Annotated in this window: 23 protein-coding genes; 21 read left to right on the top strand and 2 right to left on the bottom strand. The window is 59.8% G+C overall.

Going from position 1 to position 23,566, the window contains the following annotated elements; translation table 11 throughout:
- Positions 1–304: 304 nt before the first annotated feature.
- From AC1DS5_RS11490 to slmA, 15 genes are all read left to right on the top strand, one after another.
- The gene (locus tag AC1DS5_RS11490) at positions 305–1,153 is read left to right on the top strand and encodes a glycosyltransferase family 2 protein (protein WP_477718385.1); all 849 of its coding nucleotides are present in this window, start codon (positions 305–307) and stop codon (positions 1,151–1,153) included.
- Positions 1,154–1,194: 41 nt separating this feature from the next.
- Positions 1,195–2,394 (top strand): glycosyltransferase, encoded by a 1,200-nt coding sequence (locus tag AC1DS5_RS11485; RefSeq protein ID WP_477718384.1) that lies wholly within the window; start codon positions 1,195–1,197, stop codon positions 2,392–2,394.
- Positions 2,384–3,628, top strand: coding sequence for a glycosyltransferase family 4 protein (locus tag AC1DS5_RS11480; RefSeq protein WP_477718383.1), 1,245 nt, complete (start codon positions 2,384–2,386; stop codon positions 3,626–3,628). Before AC1DS5_RS11485 ends, AC1DS5_RS11480 begins: the two co-directional genes overlap by 11 nt.
- A 52-nt stretch (positions 3,629–3,680) precedes the next feature.
- Positions 3,681–4,535 carry a dTDP-4-dehydrorhamnose reductase family protein gene (locus tag AC1DS5_RS11475; protein WP_477718382.1) on the top strand — a complete coding sequence of 285 codons (855 nt, stop codon included), beginning with the start codon at positions 3,681–3,683 and terminating at the stop codon, positions 4,533–4,535.
- Positions 4,536–4,564: 29 nt separating this feature from the next.
- Positions 4,565–5,350: a 2OG-Fe(II) oxygenase gene (locus AC1DS5_RS11470; protein ID WP_477718381.1), complete on the top strand. Its 786-nt coding sequence runs from the start codon at positions 4,565–4,567 to the stop codon at positions 5,348–5,350.
- 17 nt (positions 5,351–5,367) lie between these two features.
- A complete protein-coding gene (locus AC1DS5_RS11465) occupies positions 5,368–6,381 on the top strand; it encodes a polysaccharide biosynthesis protein (protein ID WP_477718380.1) in 1,014 nt (337 codons plus the stop codon).
- A complete protein-coding gene (gene wecB / locus AC1DS5_RS11460; protein WP_477718379.1) occupies positions 6,374–7,498 on the top strand; it encodes a non-hydrolyzing UDP-N-acetylglucosamine 2-epimerase in 1,125 nt (374 codons plus the stop codon). Before AC1DS5_RS11465 ends, wecB begins: the two co-directional genes overlap by 8 nt.
- On the top strand, positions 7,467–8,516 hold the full coding sequence (locus AC1DS5_RS11455; RefSeq protein ID WP_477718378.1) for a UDP-glucose 4-epimerase family protein: 1,050 nt from the start codon (positions 7,467–7,469) through the stop codon (positions 8,514–8,516). The genes wecB and AC1DS5_RS11455 overlap by 32 nt, the downstream gene beginning before the upstream one ends.
- 15 nt (positions 8,517–8,531) lie before the next feature.
- Entirely contained in the window at positions 8,532–9,095 is a 564-nt protein-coding gene (locus AC1DS5_RS11450) for a sugar transferase (protein ID WP_477718377.1), read from the top strand.
- An 88-nt stretch (positions 9,096–9,183) separates the two neighbouring features.
- A complete protein-coding gene (locus AC1DS5_RS11445) occupies positions 9,184–9,537 on the top strand; it encodes an H-NS histone family protein (RefSeq protein ID WP_477718376.1) in 354 nt (117 codons plus the stop codon).
- An 18-nt stretch (positions 9,538–9,555) separates the two neighbouring features.
- The gene (locus AC1DS5_RS11440) at positions 9,556–11,499 is read left to right on the top strand and encodes a polysaccharide biosynthesis protein (protein WP_477718375.1); all 1,944 of its coding nucleotides are present in this window, start codon (positions 9,556–9,558) and stop codon (positions 11,497–11,499) included.
- Positions 11,500–11,577: 78 nt separating this feature from the next.
- Entirely contained in the window at positions 11,578–12,495 is a 918-nt protein-coding gene (gene argB, locus AC1DS5_RS11435) for an acetylglutamate kinase (RefSeq protein ID WP_477718374.1), read from the top strand.
- A gap of 118 nt (positions 12,496–12,613) precedes the next feature.
- Positions 12,614–13,306, top strand: a complete 693-nt coding sequence (locus tag AC1DS5_RS11430) for a response regulator (RefSeq protein ID WP_477718373.1) — start codon at positions 12,614–12,616, stop codon at positions 13,304–13,306.
- 146 nt (positions 13,307–13,452) lie between these two features.
- Positions 13,453–14,958 (top strand): ATP-binding protein, encoded by a 1,506-nt coding sequence (locus AC1DS5_RS11425; RefSeq protein WP_477718429.1) that lies wholly within the window; start codon positions 13,453–13,455, stop codon positions 14,956–14,958.
- A 108-nt stretch (positions 14,959–15,066) separates the two neighbouring features.
- On the top strand, positions 15,067–15,717 hold the full coding sequence (gene slmA / locus AC1DS5_RS11420) for a nucleoid occlusion factor SlmA (protein WP_477718372.1): 651 nt from the start codon (positions 15,067–15,069) through the stop codon (positions 15,715–15,717).
- 242 nt (positions 15,718–15,959) lie between these two features.
- Here slmA and manD read toward each other — a convergent pair whose 3' ends face one another.
- Both manD and AC1DS5_RS11410 read right to left on the bottom strand, forming a co-directional pair.
- Complete coding sequence (gene manD, locus AC1DS5_RS11415; protein ID WP_477718371.1) at positions 15,960–17,171, bottom strand: D-mannonate dehydratase ManD; 1,212 nt, start codon at positions 17,169–17,171, stop codon at positions 15,960–15,962.
- A 53-nt stretch (positions 17,172–17,224) separates the two neighbouring features.
- Positions 17,225–17,962: a FadR/GntR family transcriptional regulator gene (locus AC1DS5_RS11410; RefSeq protein ID WP_477718370.1), complete on the bottom strand. Its 738-nt coding sequence runs from the start codon at positions 17,960–17,962 to the stop codon at positions 17,225–17,227.
- A 340-nt stretch (positions 17,963–18,302) separates the two neighbouring features.
- Between AC1DS5_RS11410 and AC1DS5_RS11405 the strand changes: the two genes are divergently transcribed.
- From AC1DS5_RS11405 to AC1DS5_RS11380, 6 genes are all read left to right on the top strand, one after another.
- Positions 18,303–19,109 (top strand): transporter substrate-binding domain-containing protein, encoded by an 807-nt coding sequence (locus AC1DS5_RS11405; RefSeq protein ID WP_477718369.1) that lies wholly within the window; start codon positions 18,303–18,305, stop codon positions 19,107–19,109.
- Between the two features lie 99 nt (positions 19,110–19,208).
- The gene (locus tag AC1DS5_RS11400; protein WP_477718368.1) at positions 19,209–19,910 is read left to right on the top strand and encodes an amino acid ABC transporter permease; all 702 of its coding nucleotides are present in this window, start codon (positions 19,209–19,211) and stop codon (positions 19,908–19,910) included.
- Positions 19,907–20,566 carry an amino acid ABC transporter permease gene (locus tag AC1DS5_RS11395; RefSeq protein ID WP_477718367.1) on the top strand — a complete coding sequence of 220 codons (660 nt, stop codon included), beginning with the start codon at positions 19,907–19,909 and terminating at the stop codon, positions 20,564–20,566. Before AC1DS5_RS11400 ends, AC1DS5_RS11395 begins: the two co-directional genes overlap by 4 nt.
- A complete protein-coding gene (locus AC1DS5_RS11390) occupies positions 20,547–21,278 on the top strand; it encodes an amino acid ABC transporter ATP-binding protein (protein ID WP_477718366.1) in 732 nt (243 codons plus the stop codon). Before AC1DS5_RS11395 ends, AC1DS5_RS11390 begins: the two co-directional genes overlap by 20 nt.
- Before the next feature lie 78 nt (positions 21,279–21,356).
- Positions 21,357–22,418 carry an Ldh family oxidoreductase gene (locus AC1DS5_RS11385; protein WP_477718365.1) on the top strand — a complete coding sequence of 354 codons (1,062 nt, stop codon included), beginning with the start codon at positions 21,357–21,359 and terminating at the stop codon, positions 22,416–22,418.
- Complete coding sequence (locus tag AC1DS5_RS11380) at positions 22,415–23,563, top strand: beta-propeller fold lactonase family protein (protein WP_477718364.1); 1,149 nt, start codon at positions 22,415–22,417, stop codon at positions 23,561–23,563. The genes AC1DS5_RS11385 and AC1DS5_RS11380 overlap by 4 nt, the downstream gene beginning before the upstream one ends.
- The last annotated feature ends 3 nt before the right edge of the window (positions 23,564–23,566 follow it).

Here is a 23,566-nt window from a genome sequence, read left to right as displayed (position 1 = left end):
ACCTGAATCCGTGACCTCAAAACCCAGCCACTGCTTCCTAGCCTGAATTACGTCAATATTTCTAAAAAACTACGTGAAATCAGTCCTATCAGCCGTCCACAGTATCTCGAAAGCCCACTCGCGTGGATTTTCTGGTAATACTGCGCCGCTGATGCCAAATTGCGCGCAGGACTTTTTCTGCCCAGTCAGCCCTGGCGGAATAAATTTCGTATTACTAGATTTTCTGAGTGCTGCTGAACCGCTACGCCGTCTTGAGCTGGTACGGATTGGATTTTGAGAAATTAACTTTGCAGTGGCGACCATAATGAGCACCGAAAATCCTCCACTGATCAGCACGATCATCGCCGTATACAACGGAAGTGAAACGCTGCAGCAGTGCCTTGACAGTGTCACGCAGCAAACATATAAAAATACTGAACTGATTGTTATTGATGGTGGTTCCACAGATGGGACGGTGGATTTGCTGACGGCCAACCAGGAAAATATCGCTTATTGGATTTCAGAGCCTGACCGTGGCATATATAACGCCTGGAATAAGGCGCTGACTCAAGCACGGGGTGACTGGATTTGCTTCCTGGGTGCAGATGATTTTTTTTGGAATGAGCGCGTCTTAGCTCAGATGAGTGAGCAACTGCAAAAGCTTCCACCCAGTATCCGTGTGGCTTATGGTCAGGTGATGTTGCTCAGCGCTGCAGGAAAAGCAATATATCCGGTGGGTGAATCCTGGCGAAAAATAAAGCGACGATTCGGAAATGTCATGTGTATTCCGCACCAGGGAGTGATGCACCGGCGTAGCCTGTTTGAAGAGCGGGGGGCATTTGATGAAACGTACCGAATCGCTGGTGATTACGAGTTATTGCTGCGAGAATTAAAAATGGCTGATGCCATGTTTATTCCCGACTTGATCACAACAGGGATGCGTCAGGGAGGCATTAGCAGTAATCCTGCCAATAATCTCATCGCCATGCGCGAAATAAGGCGAGCACAACGAAAGCACGGTCAACGGCTGCCTGGATGGACGTGGTTAATGGCCGTGGCCAGGGTTTACATTCGGGCTGCGCTGTGGAGCGTGCTTGGTGAGCAATGGGCCCGCAAGTTTACTGACTTGAGTCGACGCCTCAGGGGTTTGCCGTCTTATTGGACCAAGACCTGAGCTTATGCGCCTTAAGTCGTTCGTAGCTGTTGGGGTAAGCATTGACTGATTTGCCAGGGAACGTTCCTGATTTTTTATCAGGCGTGAAACATAAAAACCAACTTCATATAGTCGCCGATGTCACTGTGACTTCAGGAGGGGAAGGGCTGGCGGCGTTGCGATATGCTGAATCTATTGCACGGGCAGGAGGGGTCGTTACCCTGTTGGCCAAACATATTCCTGCTTCTCCAAACACCGGGTTGCTTGGTGCCGGAAGGTTTGAATTGCAGGATGGCGTGGCAAGGCGCAATCTGCTGCCGTTGTTTTTTCAATATGACTTCATACGAAAACTTTCAGAAGCAAAGAATATTGACCTGATACATCTCCATGGCATGTGGTCACCGCTCCTGGCCGTTGCGGCAATGGTTGCGCGCAAGAGAGGTATTCCCCTTGTTGTCTCGCCACATGGGTGCCTGGAGCCTTGGGCGCTTGGGTATAAATACTACAAGAAGTGGCTTGCCTTGAAGACCTACCAGGGCGCGATTTTGCGCTCGGCCTCCTTGTTTGTCGCGACAGCGAGGCAGGAACTGGAAAGCATTCGACGACTGGGTTTACGTCAACCCATCGCTGTAATTCCCAATGGTGTCGATGTGGAGCAGCCCTTTCTTCGTGATGCGCGTGAGGAGGTCAAGACAATCCTTTTCCTATCCCGTGTTCATCCCATCAAAGGGTTGCTGGATTTGGTTGAAGCCTGGGCGCTGGTGCGGCGACCCGGGTGGCGGATTGTTATTGCCGGAGGTGATGAGGGTGGATACCGCGCTAAGGTGGAGGCCTTGATCCGGGTAAGAGAGCTGGAGTCTGATTTTGAATTTGTCGGGTTTGTGACGGGCGCGCAAAAACAGGCTTGCTTCGATGGCGCTGACATTTTTGTGTTGCCCACCTATTCCGAGAACTTTGGTATCGCCGTTGCCGAGGCCTTGGCCAACGAGCTGCCGGTGATCACCACGACTGGGGCGCCATGGCAGGAATTGCTGGAGCATCGTTGTGGCTGGTGGGTGGCGCCGGGTGTTGAGGGTGTGGCTGCCGCGTTGCGTGCTGCGATCGAGTGTGACCCTGTTGAACTAGGACTCATGGGAAAGCGGGGACGCCAGCTCGTGCTTGATAAATACTCCTGGACCCGGATTGGTTCCACGGCTTTGGAGGTGAGTGAATGGTTGTTGAATCGGTCCCGGCCCATGCCAGAAGCTGTCAATGTTTCCTGACAGTGATGGCGTGCCGATGAAAATTCTGGTCATTACCCAGTATTTCTGGCCGGAAACCTTCCGCATCACGGAAGTTGTGCATTCATTGCAGGAGGCGGGATGCGCCGTCACCGTGCTGACGGGGCAACCCAACTACCCGAACGGCGTCGTCTTTCCTGGCTACAGCGCTACTGGGGCGGGCAAAGAAATGCATGATGGCTATGCGATTTACCGGGTGCCCCTGGTTGCAAGGGGAAGGGGGAGCTCCCTGCGCCTTGTTCTGAACTATCTCTCGTTCATCGCATCGGCGTGCACCATCGGGCCCTGGCTGCTGCGCAAGCAGAAATTTGACATGGTGTTTGTGTATGCGCCGTCACCCATTTTGCAGGCAATTGCAGGTGCCTGGTTCAAGCTGATCAAGGGTGCAAGTTTGGTCACCTGGGTGCAGGACCTTTGGCCCGAGAGTCTGGAAGTCACGGGTTTTGTGCGCAACAAGCGCTTGCTTCGGGCGGTTGCGGTGGTGGTGCGCTGGATTTACCGCCGCAATGATTTGCTGCTGGTTCAATCCCGGGCTTTTATTGAACCCGTGCAGGCCATGGCAGGTTCAACACCTGTTGTCTATTACCCGAATCCCGGTGAGCTCGCTTTTGCGTGCAAGGCACAACCAGCCGATACGCCTGCCCTGCAGCTCGACCCGGGCTTCAACGTGGTGTTCGCCGGTAATCTGGGCACAGTGCAGGCGCTGGAGACCTTGCTGGATGCTGCCGAGATCCTGGCGATTCATCCTGATATCCGTTTGGTGCTGATCGGCAGCGGCAGCCGCAGCGCATGGCTGCAAGAACAAGTGAGCCGGCGCCGGCTGCATAACGTTCATCTGCCCGGCCGGTTCCCTTCGGAGGCCATGCCGGCCATCTTGCAGCAGGCTTCGGCATTGTTGGTAAGCTTGGTGCGGGATCCCACGATGAGCCTGACAATACCTGCAAAACTGCAGGCCTACCTGGCTGTCGGACGCCCTGTCATTGCGGCCATCGATGGCGAGGGCGCGCGCGTGGTTCTGGATGCGGGCGCCGGTGTGGCCTGCGCTGCCGAGGACGCACAGGCACTGGCTGAAGCCGTGCTGACCCTGCGCGCCTTGCCGCCAGCGGCGTTACAGCGGATGGGGGATTCCGGCCGGCGGTTTTATGCAGAGAATTTTGAGCCAACCGTCTTGGCCCGGCGATTGGTAGAGTTGTTTGGCGGGGTGTCGCGTCGGTAGGCGGGCTGGGCTAAAACCTCAAGTAGGTCATCACCATGAATAGATCAAGCGCATGAAAATTCTCGTTCTCGGGGCCTCAGGCATGTTGGGCAGTGCCCTATTGAGGTTTTTCGCCGGCAAGCCTGACTATGTGGTGCAAGGCACGGTCAGGTCCCCACAGGCAATGAATTTGCTTCCTGAGGCGCTCAGGCCTTTTCTCATCGCGGGTGTGGATGTGGAGCAGTCTGACAGCCTGGTTCGTGCCGTGGTGACAGCCAGGCCCGATGTGGTGATCAACTGTATTGGTGTCGTCAAGCAGCTTGCCGCGGCTGACGACCCATTAACGGCCATACCGCTTAATTCGCTTTTGCCACATCGCCTGGCGCATTTATGTGAACTGGCGGGTGCGCGCCTGGTGCATCTCAGTACCGACTGTGTGTTTTCGGGCAAGAAGGGCATGTACACCGAAAATGATGATCCCGACGCTACCGATTTGTATGGCCGCAGCAAGCTCTTGGGCGAGGTCGATTACCCCAATGCCGTGACCCTGCGAACTTCCATCATTGGGCATGAGTTGAACGGTGCCCGCAGTCTGATCAACTGGTTTCTGGCACAAACAGGTCCCGTGCGAGGCTTCACCCGGGCCATCTATTCGGGTCTGCCGACGGTGGAGATCGCGCGAGTCATCTGCGACCATGTCATATCTGATGCGGCGCTTCGCGGTATGTATCATCTTTCTGCCGATCCCATCAGCAAGCATGATTTGCTCATGCTGGTTGCAAAAGCATACGGAAAAACAGTCGACATCACACCCGACGATGAGTTGGTCATTGACCGGTCACTGGATTCCACCCGCTTTCGGGCCAGGACGGGTTATATGCCTCCCGCCTGGCCGGAGCTCGTGCGTAGCATGCATGCCTTTGGATAATCCACCCAACCAGACAATCTGAAAATCACATGGCCCAATTTACCCAGTCAGACCTGAAAACAATGGCGATGGCATGCGCCAGGAAAATAGAGCAGGCCAAAGAGGGAGTGGAATATTTCGCTGAGCCCTATCGGCACATCGTGCTGGACAATTTTTTTGATCAGCGAATGGCTGATGTCTGCCTGGCGAATTTTCCGCCTCTCAGCGACAGTTCCTGGGAGCATGCCAACGACAAAGATATCGAGGTGAAGTTTCGCACCACCTGGACTTCCGAGTTTGATATTCCAGAGGGCATTGTGGATGCAGTCCGCATACTCAACTCCTCCTGTTTTCTCCAGGCGATGTCAGAACGAATTGGCATTGCGAAGCTGGTGGCGGACCCATATTTCTCGGGCGGCGGACTGAACGTCACTCTGCGTGATGGCCTGCTGGACGTTCATGTTGACGGCAATTATCATGATGCCACTGGTTTAAACCGGCGGCTCAATGCGATTGTTTACTTCAATCCGGACTGGCAGCTCCAATGGGGAGGGGAGTTTGGCCTCTACGATAAAACCGGTACAACATGCCTGAAGAAGGTGGCGCCCCTGTTTAACAGGCTGGTTATTTTTGATTCTCATGACTTCAGTTTCCACGGGCTACCAGATCCCTTGACTTTCCCGGAAGGTGTCCCACGCCGCTCCCTGATTCTTTATTACTACACCAAAGAATCCCGACCGGCGCATCATGTGGCTGTGGATAGCCCCCATAGTGCTTTATGGGTCAAACGCGCTTTAATGGATAAGCGTGGCAACAAGACCCGTGGCTTCAAATAGTTTCACGGTTGGTAAAAATGTTCAAAAACAAAACACTATTGATCACAGGGGGCACTGGCTCGTTCGGTAACGCTGTATTGCAGCGGTTTTTGGCGTCCGATGTTGCCGAGATACGCATTTTCAGTCGCGATGAAAAAAAGCAGGAAGACATGCGTCTGTCACTGAAAAGTGACCGGGTGAAGTTTTACATTGGCGATGTCAGGCAATACGACAGCGTGCACGACGCGCTGCGAGGTGTTGACTATGTATTTCATGCGGCTGCACTCAAGCAGGTGCCTTCCTGCGAGTTCTACCCGATGGAGGCCATGCGCACCAACGTGATGGGTGCCGAAAATGTCATGCGTGCTGCTATAGAGCATGGCATCAAGCGCTGTGTGGTGCTGAGTACGGACAAGGCGGTGTACCCCATTAACGCCATGGGCATTTCCAAGGCCATGATGGAAAAGGTGATGGTCGCCAAGTCGCGTCTCTCGGATGCAAATGGCACGGTGCTCTCGGCGACCCGCTATGGCAATGTGATGGCCTCGCGGGGGTCGGTGATTCCCCTGTTTCTCGATCAGCTCCGGCAGGGCAAGCCGTTGACCCTGACCGACCCGAACATGACACGCTTTCTGATGTCTCTGGAGGAGTCCGTCGATTTGGTTTTGTATGCTTTTGAGCATGCAAGGCCAGGCGATATTTTTGTGCAAAAGGCGCCGGCGTCTACCGTGGGTGACCTTGCGCAGGCGCTCAGGGAGCTCACGGGCAGCTCCAGTGAGATCAAGATCATCGGCACCCGGCACGGCGAAAAACTCTATGAATCTCTGGTGTCGCGGGAAGAAATGGCGCGTGCAGAAGACCTGGGCGGCTACTACCGTATCCCGGCCGATTCACGCGACCTTAACTACAACAAATATTTTGTTGAAGGTGAAACCGAAGTTTCCAGGTTCGAAGATTACACGTCGCACAGCACGCGACGTTTGAGCGTCGAAGAAGTCAAGGAGACCCTGATGAGGCTCGACGTGGTACGTGAGGCGCTCTCCCATGCTTAAGGTCATGACGATCGTTGGCACGCGGCCGGAGATTATCCGTTTGTCTCGTGTGATCGAAAAACTGGATCAGCACTGCGAGCATGTTTTGGTACACAGTGGCCAAAACTACGATTACGAGTTGAATGAAGTTTTTTTTACGGATCTGAAAATCCGTAAACCGGACTGCTTTCTGGCGGCGGCCCGCTCGACGGCGGCCGAAACCATCGGTCAGGTGATTGCTTCGGCAGACCAGGCGCTGGATACATACAAACCGGACGCGCTTTTATTGTTGGGAGACACCAATAGCTGCCTTGCTGCCATTGCCGCCAAGCGACGCAAGGTGCCCATTTTCCACATGGAGGCCGGCAATCGTTGCTTTGACTTCAGGGTGCCGGAGGAAATCAACCGGCGGATTGTCGATCACACGGCGGATATTAATTTGACCTACAGTGAGATCGCCCGGGAATACCTGTTGCGGGAAGGCTTGCCTCCCGATCAAATCATCAAGACAGGCAGCCCGATGCGTGAAGTGATCGAGCACTATCGCGCCGGGATTGACGCCTCGGATGTGCTGCAACGTCTTGGTCTTGTTGAGCGTGAATATTTTCTGGTGAGCGCGCACCGGGAAGAGAATGTAGATGCGCCGGAAAATTTGACGCGCCTGCTGTCCATGCTCAATGCGCTGGCCGAGCGGTATGACGAGCCAATCATCATGTCCACGCATCCGCGCACCCGAAATCGCATGGCATCGCTGGGCATGAGTACCCATCCCCATATCGTCTTTAGCAAGCCATTTGGATTTCTGGATTACGTCAAGCTTCAAATGGACGCCCACGCCGTGTTGTCTGACAGTGGAACGATCACTGAAGAATCATCCATACTGAATTTTCCGGCCCTGAATCTGCGTGAAGTGCATGAAAGGCCCGAGGGTTTTGAAGAGGCAGCGGTTATGTTTGTGGGGCTGGATGCAGATCGCGTGATGAACGGCTTGTCTCTTCTGGAAACACAGCCGCGTGGCGCCCAGCGTTTGCTTGGTATGGTCCATGACTATCAGTCCCTTAATGTGTCTGACAAGGTGTTGCGAATCATTTTGAGCTACACCGAGTTTGTCAATCAACGCGTCTGGAGGAAGGCTTGATTTCCTTCGTCGGCATTTTCCCGGTCTGATGCGGCTGCTGATTACTGGCGCTACGGGTTTCGTGGGAGCCGGCTTGCTGCGACATTTGGCGCTGGAGCCAGGGCGCGAGGTGGTGGCTGCAACCCGGACAATGGGGTCCGATGCCGGTTTGGCGGGCAATATGTCCGGTTCAGCATCTTTTGCGGGTTCTTGCATCAATACGGCCTGTGTAGGGAATATTCACGGCGAAACTGATTGGACGCGGGCGCTGGATCAGGTGGATGCCGTGATTCATACTGCCGCCCGCGTGCATGTCATGCATGAAACGGCAGCCGATAGTCTGGCTGAATTCCGTCGGGTCAATGTAGAGGGCACCCTGAATTTGGCGCGGCAAGCCGCGAAGGCCGGCGTCAAACGATTTGTTTTTTTAAGCTCGATCAAGGTCAATGGCGAATCAACCCAGCCAGGGCGTGCCTTTTTTGCGGATGATTCACTCGACCCCCAGGATGCATATGCCATCAGCAAACACGAAGCAGAAACGGGTTTGCGCCAGATTGCCGCAGAAACCGGACTGGAATTTGTTATTGTTCGCCCGCCACTGGTATATGGCCCCGGGGTACGTGCCAACTTTCTCAGTCTGATCAAGGCAGTCGCACGGGGAATTCCATTGCCGCTGGGCGCCATTAATAATCGGCGAAGTCTTGTGGGTCTGGATAATTTGCTGGATTTCCTCATGACCTGTGCCGATCATTCGGCCGCCGCCAACCAGACCTTTCTGGTCAGCGATGCCGAGGATTTATCGACGACGGACCTGGTTCGTTGCATTGCACGGGCCATGAACAAACCAGCTCGCCTGATTCCGGTGCCGGCGTCCGTGCTGGAAGCGGGCGCCGCATTGATGGGCAAACGGTATGTGGCGCAGCGTCTTTGCAGTAATTTGCAGGTGGACACTGCCAAAAATCGTGCATTGTTGGGGTGGACCCCTCCCTTCAGTGTGGATGAGGGTTTGCGCCAGACCGTGGCGCCATGGCGTGGTTAAGGCCGTGAGGTGAATGTGAGCAAACGATGGTTTGATTTTCTTTTGGCCTTGATACTGGCGGCGGTCCTGTTGCTACCGGTTGTGATGGTGGCCTTGATCGTCAAGCTCACTTCTCGTGGCCCGGTACTGTATTGGTCTCATCGTGTCGGTCAACGCAACCGGATTTTCCGAATGCCCAAGTTTCGCAGCATGCGGGTCGATACACCGGCGGTAGCCACGCATTTGTTGGGAAATGCCGCGGCTTATCTCACGCCGGTGGGGAGTTTCTTGAGAACAAGCAGCCTGGATGAATTACCCCAGTTGTGGAGCATTCTCAAGGGGGACATGAGTTTTGTCGGGCCCCGTCCGGCCTTGTTCAATCAAGATGACCTGATTTCACTGCGCACGCAATATGGCGTTCACGAAATTCTGCCCGGCCTGACGGGTTGGGCGCAAATTAATGGAAGGGATGAACTGCCTGTCCCACAAAAGGTGCAGCTGGATGTTGAGTATTTGCAGCGCCGGTCTTTCTGGTTTGATTTGAAAATAATCTTCCTGACCGTGGCGAGGGTGATCCGGCGGGAAGGCATTACTCATTAATCGGGCTTGATTTTTACGATGCCTTTCAGTACAAGTGATTCGTGTGATTTAATTACATCGGCAGTGATTTAACAAGGAGCATCCAACCATGAGTAGTCTGATCGATATTCAAACCCAAATTGAAAAACTTCAAAAACAAGCCAACGACATCAAAGTCCGGGAGTTTGATAAAACCGTTCAGGAAATCCTCGCCAAAATGCAGGCCTTCGGCATTACCCTGAAGGATCTGCAGCCCGGCAAGGGGCGTGGCCGTAAAGCCAAAGCCGCGCCGGTGAAAAAACCAGCCGGTAAAGGTGCGGCCAAGAAACCGGGCATTGCCGTTGCCGCCAAATACCGCGGCCCCGAGGGCCAGACCTGGAGTGGCCGGGGCTTGACGCCGCGCTGGTTGGCAACGCTGCTAACCGAGGGCCGGACCAAGGAAGATTTCGCCATCAAGGACTGATCAGGCGCAACAAGTCACATGCAGCAAACAATCCTGGCGTGGCCGCGCGCCGTCAAGCGGCTGGTGGTGGCCGGGCTGGATGTGGTCATGGCGGTGGCTGCTACCTGGCTGGCCTTTACGCTGCGCCTGGATGAGCTTCATCAGCCTATCGGTGCACAGTGGTGGGTTTATGTACTTTGCCCTGTGCTGGCGCTGCCTGTCTTCATCAAGTTTGGGCTCTACCGCGCCATTTTCAGGTACACCGGAAGGGCGGCATTGGTGGCAACCACGCAAGCCGTTGCGGTATATGGCCTGCTGCTGCTGGCTGCCTTGATGTGGATGCAGTGGCTGAATGTGTCGGATGTGGACATGCCGCGCAGCATGGGTGTGCTGCAGCCCCTGATATTTTTGTTATTGGTGGGTTCCAGCCGGGCCATGGCCCGGTTCTGGCTGGCTGGCCTGGGCCATGAGCATCGAAAAGCCGAAGGGCGCTTGCTGATATTTGGCGCTGGTACCGCGGGTGTGCAGACGGCCTCGGCGATCGAGGACTCGGGGCAGTATGTGCTGCTGGGGTTTGTGGACGATGACCCGGGAAAAATCGGGCGCGATATCAACGGCGTGCCTGTGTTTTCGCCGACGCAGGTCTCGGGTCTGGTGCTTTACCAGGGCGTGACCGACATCCTGCTGGCTCTGCCCAGTGCGTCCCGAGAGCGCCGCAATGCGATTATTGACAGTTTGAGCGAGCTGCCGGTTCACGTCCGGTCGCTGCCGGGCCTGGCCGATCTGGCCAGTGGCCGTGTCACCGTGCGTGATTTCCGTGAACTGGATGTGGAAGACCTGCTGGGGCGGGATCCGGTGCCTCCCAACGCCGAATTGCTGGCGCGCGACCTGGCGGGCAAGGTGGTGCTGGTCACGGGTGCGGGCGGCAGCATAGGCAGCGAACTGTGCCGACAAATAGCGCTGCAGCAACCTCGCCAGCTGCTGCTGCTGGACCACAACGAGTTTGGTTTGTACAGCATCCACCAGGAGTTGCTGGCCCTGTGTTCGGTTCAGGGCCTCCGGATCGAGCTGGTGCCCCTGTTGGGCAGTGTCGCCAATTACCCGCGCATGGCGGCGGTCTGCCAGCGTTACCGGCCGGTCACGGTGTACCACGCAGCGGCGTACAAGCATGTGCCTCTCGTGGAAAGCAACGCCAGCGAGGGCATTGCGAACAATGTGTTTGGCACCTTCAACATGGCCCGGGCCGCGATGGAGCAGGGTGCCAGCCGCTTTGTGCTGGTGTCTACCGACAAGGCCGTCAGGCCGACCAACGTGATGGGAGCCAGCAAACGCATGGCGGAACTGGTGCTGCAGGCGCTGGCCGCCGAGGCGGCACCAGTGCTTTGTGGCGGCGCTGGCAGCACTGAAGCGCCGCAGCGCGGGGTGGTCAACCAGACCTGTTTCACCATGGTGCGTTTCGGCAACGTGCTGGATTCAAGCGGTAGCGTGGTGCCGCTGTTTCGCCGGCAAATAGCGGAAGGCGGGCCGCTGACGGTCACGCATGCCGAAGTCACCCGCTACTTCATGACCATTCCGGAAGCCGCCCAGCTGGTGCTGCAGGCCGGTGCCATGGCCAGCGGCGGCGACGTGTTCGTGCTTGACATGGGCGCGCCGGTCAAGATACTGGATCTGGCGCGCCGCATGGTTGAGCTGTCGGGCCTGACGGTGCGCGACGCCGAATCGCCGGACGGTGACATCGACATTGAAGTCACCGGCTTGCGCCCTGGCGAAAAGCTGTATGAGGAATTGCTGATTGGGAACAACCCGCAAGCGACCGCGCATCCCCGCATCATGAAGGCGCATGAATCCCTGGCGCCGTGGCCGCAGCTGTCGGCCGAATTGACGGCGCTGGGTGCGGCGGTGCAGCAGGATGACCTGGCCGCCATCAACGGCTTGCTGGCACGGCATGTGCAGGGTTACAGCCCCAAGTCGGGCGCGTCCTGAGGGCTCCGGTACGGGTATTTCGGGTCCGGCATGCGCATGCGGCACAATTTGCATATTGACTTTTCCTGAACAACTGCCATGACCCAACCCACCGTAACCGCTGACGATCCCGATCTGTCCCATGTAGGCCCGCGCGACAAGGCCGAAATCCTGGCTCAGGCGCTGCCCTACATCCGCAAGTTCCATGGCAAGACCATGGTCATCAAATACGGCGGCAACGCCATGACCGACCCGGCGCTGCAGGCCGACTTTGCCGAGGATGTGGTGCTGCTCAAGCTGGTGGGCATGAACCCGGTGGTGGTGCATGGCGGCGGCCCGCAGATCGAGGCGGCGCTGAACCGCCTGGGCAAGAAGGGCCATTTCATTCAGGGCATGCGGGTGACCGACGAGGAAACCATGGAGGTCGTGGAGTGGGTGCTGGCCGGCCAGGTGCAGCAGGACATCGTTGGCCTGATCAACCAGGCCGGCGGCAAGGCGGTCGGCCTGACAGGGCGCGATGGCGGCCTGATCCGGGCGCAAAAGCTCAAGATGGTGGACAAGGACGACCCGGCCAAGGAGCATGACATCGGCTTTGTCGGCGACATCGTCAGCATCGACCCCAGCGTGGTCAAGGCGCTGCAGGATGACGCCTTCATTCCCGTGATCAGCCCGATCGGCTTTGGCGAGGCCAATGAAAGCTACAACATCAATGCCGACGTGGTGGCGGGCAAGCTGGCGACCGTGCTGAAGGCGGAAAAGCTGGTGCTGCTGACCAATACGCCCGGCGTGCTGAACAAGGCGGGCGAGCTGCTGACCGACCTGACGGCGCGCGAGATTGACGACCTCTTTGCCGATGGCACGATTTCGGGCGGCATGCTGCCCAAAATCGAGGGCGCACTGGATGCCGCCAAGAGCGGTGTCAATTCGGTCCACATCATCGACGGCCGGGTTCCGCATGCCATGCTGCTGGAAATTTTGACCGACCAGGCCTATGGCACGATGATCCGGTCGCACTAGACCCATGATGGCGCGTCCGGACCCTTCTCAAGCAGCCACCGTGGAACCGGCTTTGCCGGGCCACAGGTGGCGCCCCCTTGAGGGGGAGGCGCCGAAGGCGCTTCGGGGGGGAGACTAGATGCGACTCCTGCTTGTTGAAGACGATGTGATGTTGGCCAGCGGCATCAAGCTGGGGCTCAGCGATGCCGGGTATGCGGTCGACTGGGTCGGCAGCGCCGAGCGCGCCGAAGAGGTGTTGCAGGGCGAAACCTTCGATGCCGCCATCATTGACATCGGCTTGCCACAGCTCGACGGGCTGGAACTCACGCGGCGCCTGAGGCGTAGCGGCCTGGCCATGCCGGTGCTGATCCTGACGGCGCGCGATGCGCTGCAGGATCGCGTGCAGGGACTGGACATCGGTGCTGACGACTACATGGTCAAGCCCTTTGAACTGCCCGAGCTGCTGGCGCGCCTGCGCGCCTTGCTGCGCCGCTCGCAGGCTGCCACCAGCGCCACCTTGAGCTTTGGTGCGCTGGAGCTGGACACGGCCAACCGCCAGGCCCACGCCAACGGCCAGCTGATCGAGTTGGGTCCGCGCGAATGGACCGTGATGGAGTACCTGCTGATCAATGCGCCCAAACCGGCCAGCAAGGACAAGCTGCTGCAGGCCCTGACCGGCTGGGACAAGGAGATCACGCCCAACGCCATCGAGGTCTACATCTCGCGCCTGCGCGGCAAGCTGGAGCCGCATGGCATTGCCGTGCGGTCCATCCGGGGTTTTGGCTACCGCCTGGAGTTGCGCGAGGCTTCGCCAGGTGCCGGTGTGGAGTAGCGCCCATGAACTCCCCCGGCCGTGCCTGGTTTGCCTGGTTAAGCGACCTGGCACGCCGCCTGAGTAGTGGTCTGAATACGGGCCTGAAGAGCCGCCTTCACGCCAGCGCTTTCCATGTCGTCAACAGCCGGCTGATACCTGCCGCCATGAAGTCGGGCCTGCAGCGCAGGCTGCTGCTGTTGCTGCTCGTCCCGCTCGGGGTTTTTGTGCTGGTGAGCATTTACTTTGACTACCAGACCGCCGGCAACGTGGCCCTGCAAAAAGACCAGCAATTGCTGCGGTTGATTCCCCAATTGGCCGATTCGGTGGTGGCGCCTGGTGCCACGCCGGACAGCGCGCCGGTGCTGATGCTCGCCCCGGCGGTCGAAGACTTCATCAAGGGCCTCACGGGTTCCGCGGGCTTTCGCATTTCGGATGCCAAGGGCGGGTTTCTGGCGGGTGAGCCCTGGATTGCCGACATTCTGCCCGCGACCCACGAGCCCGAGTTCCACAGCATGGAGGATGGGGGCGTGACTTACCGCATTGCGGTGCAGCGCGTGAACACCGCGGCCGGCGAGCTGATCGTGCAGCTGGCCGACGGCTCGGATCCGCGCCAGCAGTGGGTGCGCTCCATCCTGTTCAAGGTGCTGTTGCCCAATTTCATTTTGGTGGTGGCGGCGGGGTTTGCCGTCAACTGGGCCGTCACGCGCGCGCTCAAGCCGTTGATTGATCTGAAAGAAGCCGTGGAACGCCGCAGCCCGCGGGATCTGAGTGCCATTGACCCGCTCACCACGCCGGCCGAAGTGCGGCCGCTGGTGAGCGCCCTGAATCGCCTGTTTGGCCTCGTCAATGACCAGGCCGACGGACAGCGTCGCTTTGTCGCCGACGCTGCGCACCAGTTGCGTACTCCGTTGGCGGGGCTGCAGGCCCAGGTCGAGGCGTGGGCGCAGGCCGCGCGGGCCAAAGGGGCGGACGGCGCCATCCTGCTGTCTGCCGACAAAATCATCAAGCTGCGCAGCGCCACAAGACGTACCTCGCAACTGGCCAACCAGTTGCTGGCGCTGTCGCGCGCGGACGCCTCGGCCATGGGCGCCCAGCCCACGCAGCGGGTGGATCTCAAGGACCTGTGCGAGGCGATTTTGCCCCTGCACCTGGATGCCGCTACCAGCAAAGGCATCGACCTGGGACTGGAAGCGCAGTCTGCGCAAGTGAACGGCTACGAGTGGCTGCTGCGGGAACTGCTGGGCAACCTGGTGGACAACGCCGTCAAATACACACCGCCCGGCGGTACGGTCACGATTCGCTGTGGCCCTCTTCCCGCTCCGCGTGATCACGCCCTTGACACCCACCCGCCGCACCTGGCCGATGCTGATGCCGAGGCCGACAGCGCGCATCGGCGCTGGGGCGTTTTTCTGGAAGTGGAAGACGACGGGCCCGGCATTGCGCCCGAGGAGCGCACCAGGGCCTTGCAGCGCTTCTACCGGGTGCGGGGCACGGCCGGCGAGGGCAACGGCCTCGGGCTGGCGATTGCCGATGAGATTGCCCGTGTGCACCACTCACAGCTGGAGCTTGACTATGCCAGCACAGGCCATGGTGGTGATGCAGGCGATGGCGAAGATGCGGACAATGTTGCGCAAGGCCCACGCGGTTTGCGCGTGCGCCTGCGTCTTTAGTCTTTCGCGTGTTTGGCCTCTTGGGTTCAGCCTGGGCTGTCGTCAGGCTGTGCGAGAATCAATTGCAACGATCACCGGTTTTTTGAAACATTCTTCATACCGCCACTTATGTCCGACTTAGCGTCTGAACCCGAACTGAGCCCGAACGCCACGCCAGCTTCTGCCGAGTCCGCCGTGCGCAAGCGCCCCAAGCCGGGTGAGCGACGGGTCCAGATTCTTCAGGCACTGGCGACCATGCTGGAGCAGCCGGGCGCAGAACGCATCACGACGTCGGCGCTGGCGGCCAGGCTGGAGGTGAGCGAAGCGGCGCTGTACCGGCATTTCGCCAGCAAGGCGCAGATGTTTGAAGGGCTGATCGAATTCATTGAGCAGAGCGTCTTCACGCTGGTCAATCAGATCGGCGAGCGCGAGACAGATCACGCGGCGCGCACCCGCAAACTCGTGGTGATGGTGCTGCAGTTTGCCGAAAAGAATCCCGGCATGACACGCGTGATGGTGGGCGATGCACTGGTGTTTGAAAACGACCGGCTGCAAGAGCGCATGAACCAGTTTTTTGACAAGCTCGAGTCCAGCCTCAAGCAAAGCCTGCGTGACGCAGCGGCCGCCAGCGGCGCCACCACGCCCACGGTCGATGCCCAGGTGCGTGCCTCGGTGATCGTCGCCTTCATGGTGGGCCGTTTGCAGCGCTTTGCCCGCTCGGGTTTCAAGCGCCTGCCGTCAGAGCACCTCGAAGCCAGCCTGGCGAGTATATTGGGCTAACCCCTATCGGACGCGCACTTCGTGTCGCGCCTTTTCCCCTTCCAGGGGACGGCGCCTGCGGCCGGGCAAAGCCCGTTCCGCGGCCCCCGCGTGAATAACTTCGTTGGATGCTGTGCGGCTTGAGCGTCAGTAAAACAATACCAACAGGGGCCGGGGTCCGGCTTTGCCGGCGCCCAAGGCGCCTGTCCCCTGGAAGGGGAGGGGACGCTACACGCAGTGAGCGTCAGCAGGGGTGAGCTTATTCACCAGTTCCACAACGTACCGTCGTGCGCCAGCCGGTTCACCGGCAGGTAGGCGCGCTGATACGGGTATTTCGCGGCCAGCTTCTCGTCGATCTCCACGCCGTGACCGACGGCTTCGCCGCAGTCCATGAAGCCGTTCTTGAAGCTGTAGGCATGCGGAAACACTTCATCGGTCGCCTCAGTGTGGCGCATGTACTCCTGCACGCCGAAGTTCGGCACCCAGGTGTCAAAGTGCAGGGCCGTGCCCATGCACACCGGTGACAGGTCCGTCGCGCCGTGGCAGCCGGTGCGCACCTGGTACATCGCGGCAAAGTCGGCGATGCGCCGCAGGTGCGTGATGCCGCCGGCATGCACCACGGTGGCACGGATGTAATCGATCAGCTGGTTCTGGATCAGGTCCTTGCAGTCCCACAGCGAATTGAAGATCTCGCCCACCGCCAGCGGCGTGGTGGTGTGCTGGCGTATCAGTTTGAACGCTTCCTGGTTCTCCGCCGGCGTGGCGTCCTCGATCCAGAACAGGTGATAGGGCTCCAGTGATTTGCCCAGCCGCGCCGCTTCGATGGGCGTGAGTCGGTGGTGCACGTCGTGCAGCAGGTGAATGTCGGGACCAACGGCCTGGCGCACCGCGTCGAACAGCTTGGGCGTGTGCAGCAGGTATTTCTCCGAACTCCAGTCGTGCTCGCCGGGCAGGTCAGCGTCTGCGGGTTCATAGAACAGCGTGCCTTTTCCGACGCCGTAGACCTTGTCCAGCCCCGGCACACCGCTCTGTGCGCGGATGGCCTGGTAGCCCATTTCCTTGTAGCGCAGGACTTCATCGACGGTTTGTTCGATATCCTTGCCGTTGGCGTGGCCGTAGACCATCACCCCGGTGCGGCTGCGCCCGCCCAGCAACTGGTACAGCGGCAGGTTCGCGGCCTTGGCCTTGATGTCCCACAGCGCCGTATCGACTGCGGCGATGGCGCTCATGGTCACCGGCCCGCGCCGCCAGTAGGCACCCTTGTAGAGGTATTGCCAGATGTCTTCGATCTGGTGCGCATCACGCCCGATCAGGCAGGGAATCACATGGTCGGTGAGGTAGCTTGCCACCGCCAGCTCGCGGCCATTGAGCGTGGCGTCGCCGATGCCGGTGAGGCCCTCATCGGTTTCTATCTTGAGCGTGACGAAGTTACGGCCGGGGCTGCAGACGATGACGCGGGCGTTGGTGATTTTCATGATGCGTGCTGGGGTTTCAGTGAATGGACGGGGCGGGGGACCGGGGCCGCTGTTTAGCGCCAGGCCTGGGCGAATTCCTTGATCACGCGCTCCAGGTGAGCGCGCATGGCGGCGCGTGCCGCTACGGGGTCTCGCGCCATCAGCGCATCGAAGACGCGCTGATGGTCTTCCTGCGACGACACGCGCAGGGCCGGGCTGTGAAAGTGCTGGTCAATCTTGGCCCACACGGGTCCTTTGGCATGGTCCCACATCGCGGTCACCATCTGCAGCAAAACGCTGTTGCCGGTGGACTCCGCGATGTACAGGTGAAACCGGCGGTCGGCGGCTTCGTTGGCCACCTTGTCGTCCATGTGCAGGCGCATGTCGGCCAGGGCCTCGAAGATGCGGTCCAGATCGGCGTCTTTGCGCGTCTCTGCAGCCACAGAGGCGATTTCAGATTCGATCAGGCAGCGTGCGCGCAACAGCTCAAACGGCCCCGGCCCGGCCTCTGGCATGAAGACCGGGGTTTGTGTCGCCGTCGCCGGGGTCTGGATCACATAGGCGCCGGAGCCGCCCCTGACCTCGACGGCTCCCTGCAGTTCCAGCGCAATGATGGCTTCGCGCACCGAGGTGCGACTGACCTCGAACTGCTCGGCCAAAGCCCGTTCCGACGGCAGGCGGTCGCCCGCCTTGACGCCTTTTTGCGCCAGCAGCGCCAGAATCTGCGCGGCCAGCCGCAGGTAGGGCCGCTCGACGTCGGTCTCTTCAGGGTGAAGTTTTGCTGCGGTAGCGGGAATGAGTTGGAGGTTCATAAGAGGGTTGCCAGCAGGACGGGCCTGTCAGGCACAAGAACTGAAGATGGTTTACCAATTAAGCCAGAGACTGCCAACCCTGACCATTCAACACGGCGTTTCATCGGCGTGTCGCCGGGTTTGCTGCTCTTTTGGGGGCCATGAATGTGACAGGGATGCATAAGTGTATCTCGTAGCGCTTACTGGTTAGACCAAACTATAAGTGGTTTACCAATTTTGGCTTTACTGGTTTACCACTATGGCATTTCTGGTTGCCACTTTTAAACTTCCGTTCAGTTGGTGTCAGGCCAGCTCTTCCCAAAACCTGGCTTTTTCAAATCAAACCCAAGCGGAGTCATCTATGCAGATCAAGAAAATTCTCAGAGTTGCGGCGGTCGGCCTGACGGTTCTGGCCAGCGTCGCTTTGACGGGCAATGTCGCTTCAGCCCAGACCGTCACCGACATCGTCAAGCGGGGCAAGGTCAAGATTGGCGTCCTGGTGGGGGCTCCGCCGATGGGGGCGGTGGACTCGTCCGGCAATCCGGTGGGCTTTGATGCCGATACCGCGACCCTGCTCGGCAAGTACCTGGGCGTGCCGGTGGAGATGGTGGCGCTGGAGCCGCCGGCGCGTATTCCGGCGCTCGAGTCTGGCAAGGTGGACTTTCTCGTCTCGACCCTGGCGCCCACGCCTGAGCGCGCCAAGACGGTGATGTTCACCATTCCCTATAACGCCTTCCAGGTCGGCATTTACGCCAAGAAAGCCCTGAAGATCAAGGACTGGGCGGACCTCAAAGGCAAAAAGGTCGGCGTGAATCGCGGCTCCAGCGTAGAGCCGACACTGGTCAAGCAGGAGGGCTTGGTCGGCTTGAAGGTCGTGCGTTTTGACACCGATGCCGCCGTCATCCAGGCCGTCTTTTCGGGGCAAATCGACGCCTGTGCCGAGCCCGACACCATGGCCAACCAGAGCCTGAAGGCCCGGCCCGATGGCGATATGGCGCTGAAATTCTTTTTCAGCAAACAGCCCAACTCGATGGCCGTGCGCAAAGACGCTTTCGAGTTGCAACAGTGGCTGAACAACACGATCTATTACATCAAGATCAACGGCGAGCTCGACGAAATTGCTCGCAAGTGGATTGGCTCCCCGCTGCCCGATCTGCCTACCTTCTGATTTTTCCCCTGATCCCTGGTCCCCCGGGATAAGGCATTGGCGCCGCCCGAAGCGGCGCCAATGCGCGTGCCTTGCCGTTCAACCCGCTGAAAGATGCCTGTGAAAGCCGAGCTTCATTTCCAATCGATTTTTGCCAGCTGGCAGCTCTACGCCGAAGGTGCGCTGGGTACGCTGGGCCTGGTGGTGTGCGTGATTCCGCTGGGATTTGCGCTGGCGGTGGCACTGGCGCTGGCGCGCAAGATCGCACCCCAGCCGATTCCCAAACTCGTCACGGTCTATGTCGAGTTTTTGCGCAACACGCCTTTTATCGTTCAGCTTTTTTATATCTACTTCGGACTGGGATCGATGGGCTTTCCGATCCCGCCGCTGATGGGGGCCTTGCTGGCGCTGATGCTTAATTTAAGCGCCTATTCCACGGAAATCATTCGGGCCGGCATCGACGCCATCCACCCGTCCCAGCTGGAGGCCGGGTTGTCCCTGGCCATGACCCGCGCCCAGCTGTACCGCCATGTGGTCATCATGCCGGCGCTGGCCAGGGTCTGGCCGGCGCTCAGCAGCCAGTTCGTGCTGACCATGCTGGCCACCAGCGTGTGCTCGTTCATTCCGGTGACCGACCTGATGGCCGCCACCAAGTTTGTGGAGTCCAACACCGCGCGCGGCTTCGAGGCCTACCTCATCCCCGCACCGATTTACCTCGGCGTCGCGCTGCTGATGAAATGGGGCCTGGCCGTGCTGGGGCGGACGCTGTTCCCGGCGCTGCAGGACGCCAAAGCCAATGCGGTTTCGAAAGGTTTGGGATGATGATCGAAAGCTTCGGGTTTCCCGAATTCATGTTTTTGATCCGGTCTCTGGGCTGGACGCTGGCACTGACCGTCTCGTCGCTCTTGCTGGGCAGTGTGATCGGTGCTTTTTTTGCCATTGCGCGGGTGTCTCACCACAATCTGCTGCGCAATGTCGCGGTTCTCTACATTCAGGTGCTGCAGGGCCTGCCGGTTTTGCTGGTGTTATTCCTGGCGTATTTCGGGCTGGCCTATATGGGTTTCGATCCACCGGCACTGGTCATTGCCACCATCGCCCTGGGCCTGTATGCCGGGGCCTATCTGGCCGACATCTGGCGTGGTGCGATGGAGTCGGTGCCTTACCAGCAATGGGAAGCCTCGTCCTCGCTGGCCATGACGCGGGCCCAGCAGTTTCGCTTCATCATCCTGCCGCAGTCGGTGCGTATTTCGCTGCCGCCCACGGTCGGGTTTCTGGTCCAGCTGATCAAGAACACCTCGATCGTGTCCGTCGTGGGCTACATCGACCTGATGCGCGCCGGCGAGCACATCGAGACCAGCCTGCACTCTCCCTTCATGGTTTACGGGATCGTGGCGCTGCTGTATTTCTCGCTGTGTTTCCCCTTGTCCCACCTGAGCAAAATGTTAGAGAGGAAAGTACATGCCAATCGTCAAAATTGAAAATGTCGTCAAGCGTTTTGGCGCAGTCGAGGTGCTCAAGGGTGTTTCGCTGGATGTCCAGGCGGGCCAGGTGGTGGCCATCATCGGGCGCAGCGGTTCGGGCAAAAGCACCTTGTTGCGCTGCCTCAACGGGCTGGAAACGATTTACGCCGGAAACATCGACATTGCCGGCCACAAGCTCGACAACAGCGGCCGGCATTTGCGGGAACTGCGCAAGGACGTGGGCATTGTTTTTCAAAGCTACAACCTGTTCCCCCACTTGACCGTCGGTGAAAACATCATGCTCGCGCCGCGCATCACCAAAGGCATCTCGCGGGAAGAAACCCGGCGCATTGCCGAGGCGACGCTGGCGCAGGTGGGACTCTCGGAGAAATTCGGCGCCTACCCGGAGAAGCTGTCCGGCGGGCAGCAGCAACGCGTGGCGATTGCGCGCTCGCTGGCCATGCAGCCCAAGGTCATGCTGTTCGATGAAGTGACTTCCGCGCTGGATCCCGAGCTGACGGGCGAGGTGCTGATCGTGATGGAAAACCTGGCCAAAAACGGCATGACCATGCTGCTGGTGACGCACGAGATGGGTTTCGCCAAGAGCGTCGCCGACATCACCGTCTTCATGCACCAGGGCAAGGTCTGGGAGGCCGGTCCGTCAGAGCAACTCTTCGCCTCACCCCAAACGCCCGAGCTCAGGCAGTTCATTGGCGGCAGCCTGAAATAGTCGTCCTTATCCTTCATTGTGTTCATTGCAACGCCTCGTTCCATTCACTCACCCCATCCAAATTTGCGATTCAAGCCCATGACCACCGCTCTACGCCACACCCCCGCCGACCTGACCCGATTTGCCAGCCAGTTGCTCACGGCCGCCGGTCTGCCCGCCGCCAAGGCAGACACCGTGGCCCGCCTGCTGGTGCTGACCGACATGATGCAGCGCCACACCCACGGCGTGGCGCTGTGCCCGCTCTACATTGACCAGTTGAAGAACCAGCTGATGGGCACTGACGGTGAGCCCGAAGTGGTGCGGGACACCGGCGCCACCGTGGTGTGGGACGGCCACTACCTGCCCGGCCTGTGGCTGGTCGACAAGGCCTTGAGCCTGGCGTTCGAGCGCGTCGCCCGGCACGGCGTCGTGACCTTCGCCATGCGCCGCAGCCACCACATCGCCTGCCTGGCCGCGCTGGTCAAACAGGCCACCGACCGGGGCCTGGTGGCCATCCTGGCCACGTCCGACCCGGGTGGCAAGTTTGTCGCACCTTTTGGCGGACGTGACCCGGTGTTGACGCCCAACCCGTTTGCCATCGGCTACCCCGGCAGCAAGGCCCCGGTGCTGGTGGACATCTGCGCCTCCATCACCACCGTCTCCATGGCCCGCACCAAGGCCGCCGCCGGTGCGCAGTTCGAACACCCCTGGCTGATGGACAACGCCGGCCAGCCGACCACTGACCCGCGTGTGCTGGAGCAGACCACGCCGCGCGGTTCGTTGCTGCTGCTCGGCGGTGCGGAATACGGCCACAAGGGTTTTGGCCTGGCCTTGATGGTCGAGGCCCTGACCCAGGGGCTGGCCGGCCACGGCCGCATTGATGCCCCCAACCGCTGGGGCGCCAACGTGTTTCTGCAGGTCATGGACCCCGAGGCCTTTGCCGGCCGCGACAACTTCCTCACCCAAATGGATTTCATTGGCGACGCCTGCCGCGCCAGCACGCCGGTTCAGCCCGATGGTCTGGTGCGTTTGCCGGGCGACCAGGCCAGCGGCAACATCGCGCGCGCGCAGCAACAGGGCATCGCCCTGAGCGACGCGACGCTGGACAAACTCGCGGCCTGTGCGACCCAATTGGGCGTTGCACCCCTGGGCAATGCATGACCAGGGCAGCCACTAGCGCCGGAGCCAGCAGCGTCGGAAAAAGGCAGATCGCCCTCTCGGCCGTCGACGGCAAGCTGGTGCTGGACAAGGGCAGCATCAAAGTCATCAACCACGGTGAGCGCGACGGCGCCATGCTGTACGACCTGTCCGTCTTCCCGCCCCGGGAAGTGGGCTATCTGGCCATGCCCACCAGTCTGGCTGGCCCGCCGCAAAGCGTGGCCGTCAGCCCGGACCAGACGCTGGCCCTTGTCACGGCCGCGCAAAAAACCGATCCGGCCAACCCCGCGCGTACGGTTCCCGACACGCGTGTGACCGTCATCGACATCGCGTCCGGGCCCGCACGCATCTCGCAAACCCTGGAAGCCGGACTGGGCCCCACGGGGGTGTCGTTTTCACCCGACGGGCGCATGGCCGTGGTGGCCAACCGCAATGACGGCACGTTGTCCGTGTTCCGTGTCGAGGGCCAAACCCTGGTCAAAACCGCCACCGTGCCGGTCGGCGACCGCCAGTGCCAGCCTGCTTCGACGGCTTTCACGCCCGATGGCGCCACCCTGCTGGTGTCGCGCGACGGCGACCACTTCGTGTCGGTCTTTGATGTGGCCGATGGCCAGGTGCGGGCGGCCGGGCGCGACATCAGCGCCGGCATCAAGCCCTATGGCCTGTCGGTGGCGCCCAACGGTCAGTTCGCGGTGACGGCGAACGTAGGGCGGGTCAGCGGCGATGCGGACTCGATCAGCGTGATCGATCTCACGCGCAAGCCCTACCGCGTGGTGGACACGCTGGGTGTTGCCGCGACGCCGGAGGCGGTGGTGGTCTCGCCCGATGGCGCCTGGGTGGTGGCGGTGTGCCACAACGGCTCCACCCGTGTTGAGGACTCGCCTTTTTTCAACCCGAACGGCACCCTGATGGTGTTCCGTGTCAGCGGCCTGCAGCTGGTCCGCCATGCCGAGCACCCGATTGGCCGCTGGGCGCAGGGCGCGGCGTTTTCGCACGACAGCACCGCCCTGCTGGTGCAAAACACCGTGGAGCGTGAGCTGCAGGTATTTCGCGTCAGCAGCCAGGGTTTCACCGACACTGGCGAGCGGCTGCCCATCGCCTTCGGCAGCTTTGCCGCCATCCGCACCGTCGATTTTCCATCCACCTGATCA

It is taken from the genome of Polaromonas sp. P4_H1, from assembly GCF_056400945.1.
Note: the sequence above shows the minus strand (reverse complement) of the source record. Positions and strands in the feature narration are given on the sequence as shown.

Excerpts from the sequence above, each read along its gene's own strand:
- wecB (WP_477718379.1), top strand. The coding sequence starts at position 6,374 with ATGCTTAAGGTCATGACGATCGTTGGCACGCGGCCGGAGATTATCCGT.
- AC1DS5_RS11430 (WP_477718373.1), top strand. The coding sequence starts at position 12,614 with ATGCGACTCCTGCTTGTTGAAGACGATGTGATGTTGGCCAGCGGCATC.
- AC1DS5_RS11410 (WP_477718370.1), bottom strand. The coding sequence starts at position 17,962 with ATGAACCTCCAACTCATTCCCGCTACCGCAGCAAAACTTCACCCTGAA.
- AC1DS5_RS11405 (WP_477718369.1), top strand. The coding sequence starts at position 18,303 with ATGCAGATCAAGAAAATTCTCAGAGTTGCGGCGGTCGGCCTGACGGTT.
- AC1DS5_RS11440 (WP_477718375.1), top strand. The coding sequence starts at position 9,556 with ATGCAGCAAACAATCCTGGCGTGGCCGCGCGCCGTCAAGCGGCTGGTG.
- AC1DS5_RS11465 (WP_477718380.1), top strand. The coding sequence starts at position 5,368 with ATGTTCAAAAACAAAACACTATTGATCACAGGGGGCACTGGCTCGTTC.
- AC1DS5_RS11380 (WP_477718364.1), top strand. The coding sequence starts at position 22,415 with ATGACCAGGGCAGCCACTAGCGCCGGAGCCAGCAGCGTCGGAAAAAGG.
- argB (WP_477718374.1), top strand. The coding sequence starts at position 11,578 with ATGACCCAACCCACCGTAACCGCTGACGATCCCGATCTGTCCCATGTA.
- AC1DS5_RS11445 (WP_477718376.1), top strand. The coding sequence starts at position 9,184 with ATGAGTAGTCTGATCGATATTCAAACCCAAATTGAAAAACTTCAAAAA.
- AC1DS5_RS11475 (WP_477718382.1), top strand. The coding sequence starts at position 3,681 with ATGAAAATTCTCGTTCTCGGGGCCTCAGGCATGTTGGGCAGTGCCCTA.
- manD (WP_477718371.1), bottom strand. The coding sequence starts at position 17,171 with ATGAAAATCACCAACGCCCGCGTCATCGTCTGCAGCCCCGGCCGTAAC.
- slmA (WP_477718372.1), top strand. The coding sequence starts at position 15,067 with ATGTCCGACTTAGCGTCTGAACCCGAACTGAGCCCGAACGCCACGCCA.
- AC1DS5_RS11480 (WP_477718383.1), top strand. The coding sequence starts at position 2,384 with ATGTTTCCTGACAGTGATGGCGTGCCGATGAAAATTCTGGTCATTACC.
- AC1DS5_RS11490 (WP_477718385.1), top strand. The coding sequence starts at position 305 with ATGAGCACCGAAAATCCTCCACTGATCAGCACGATCATCGCCGTATAC.
- AC1DS5_RS11390 (WP_477718366.1), top strand. The coding sequence starts at position 20,547 with ATGCCAATCGTCAAAATTGAAAATGTCGTCAAGCGTTTTGGCGCAGTC.
- AC1DS5_RS11385 (WP_477718365.1), top strand. The coding sequence starts at position 21,357 with ATGACCACCGCTCTACGCCACACCCCCGCCGACCTGACCCGATTTGCC.
- AC1DS5_RS11470 (WP_477718381.1), top strand. The coding sequence starts at position 4,565 with ATGGCCCAATTTACCCAGTCAGACCTGAAAACAATGGCGATGGCATGC.
- AC1DS5_RS11425 (WP_477718429.1), top strand. The coding sequence starts at position 13,453 with ATGAAGTCGGGCCTGCAGCGCAGGCTGCTGCTGTTGCTGCTCGTCCCG.
- AC1DS5_RS11395 (WP_477718367.1), top strand. The coding sequence starts at position 19,907 with ATGATGATCGAAAGCTTCGGGTTTCCCGAATTCATGTTTTTGATCCGG.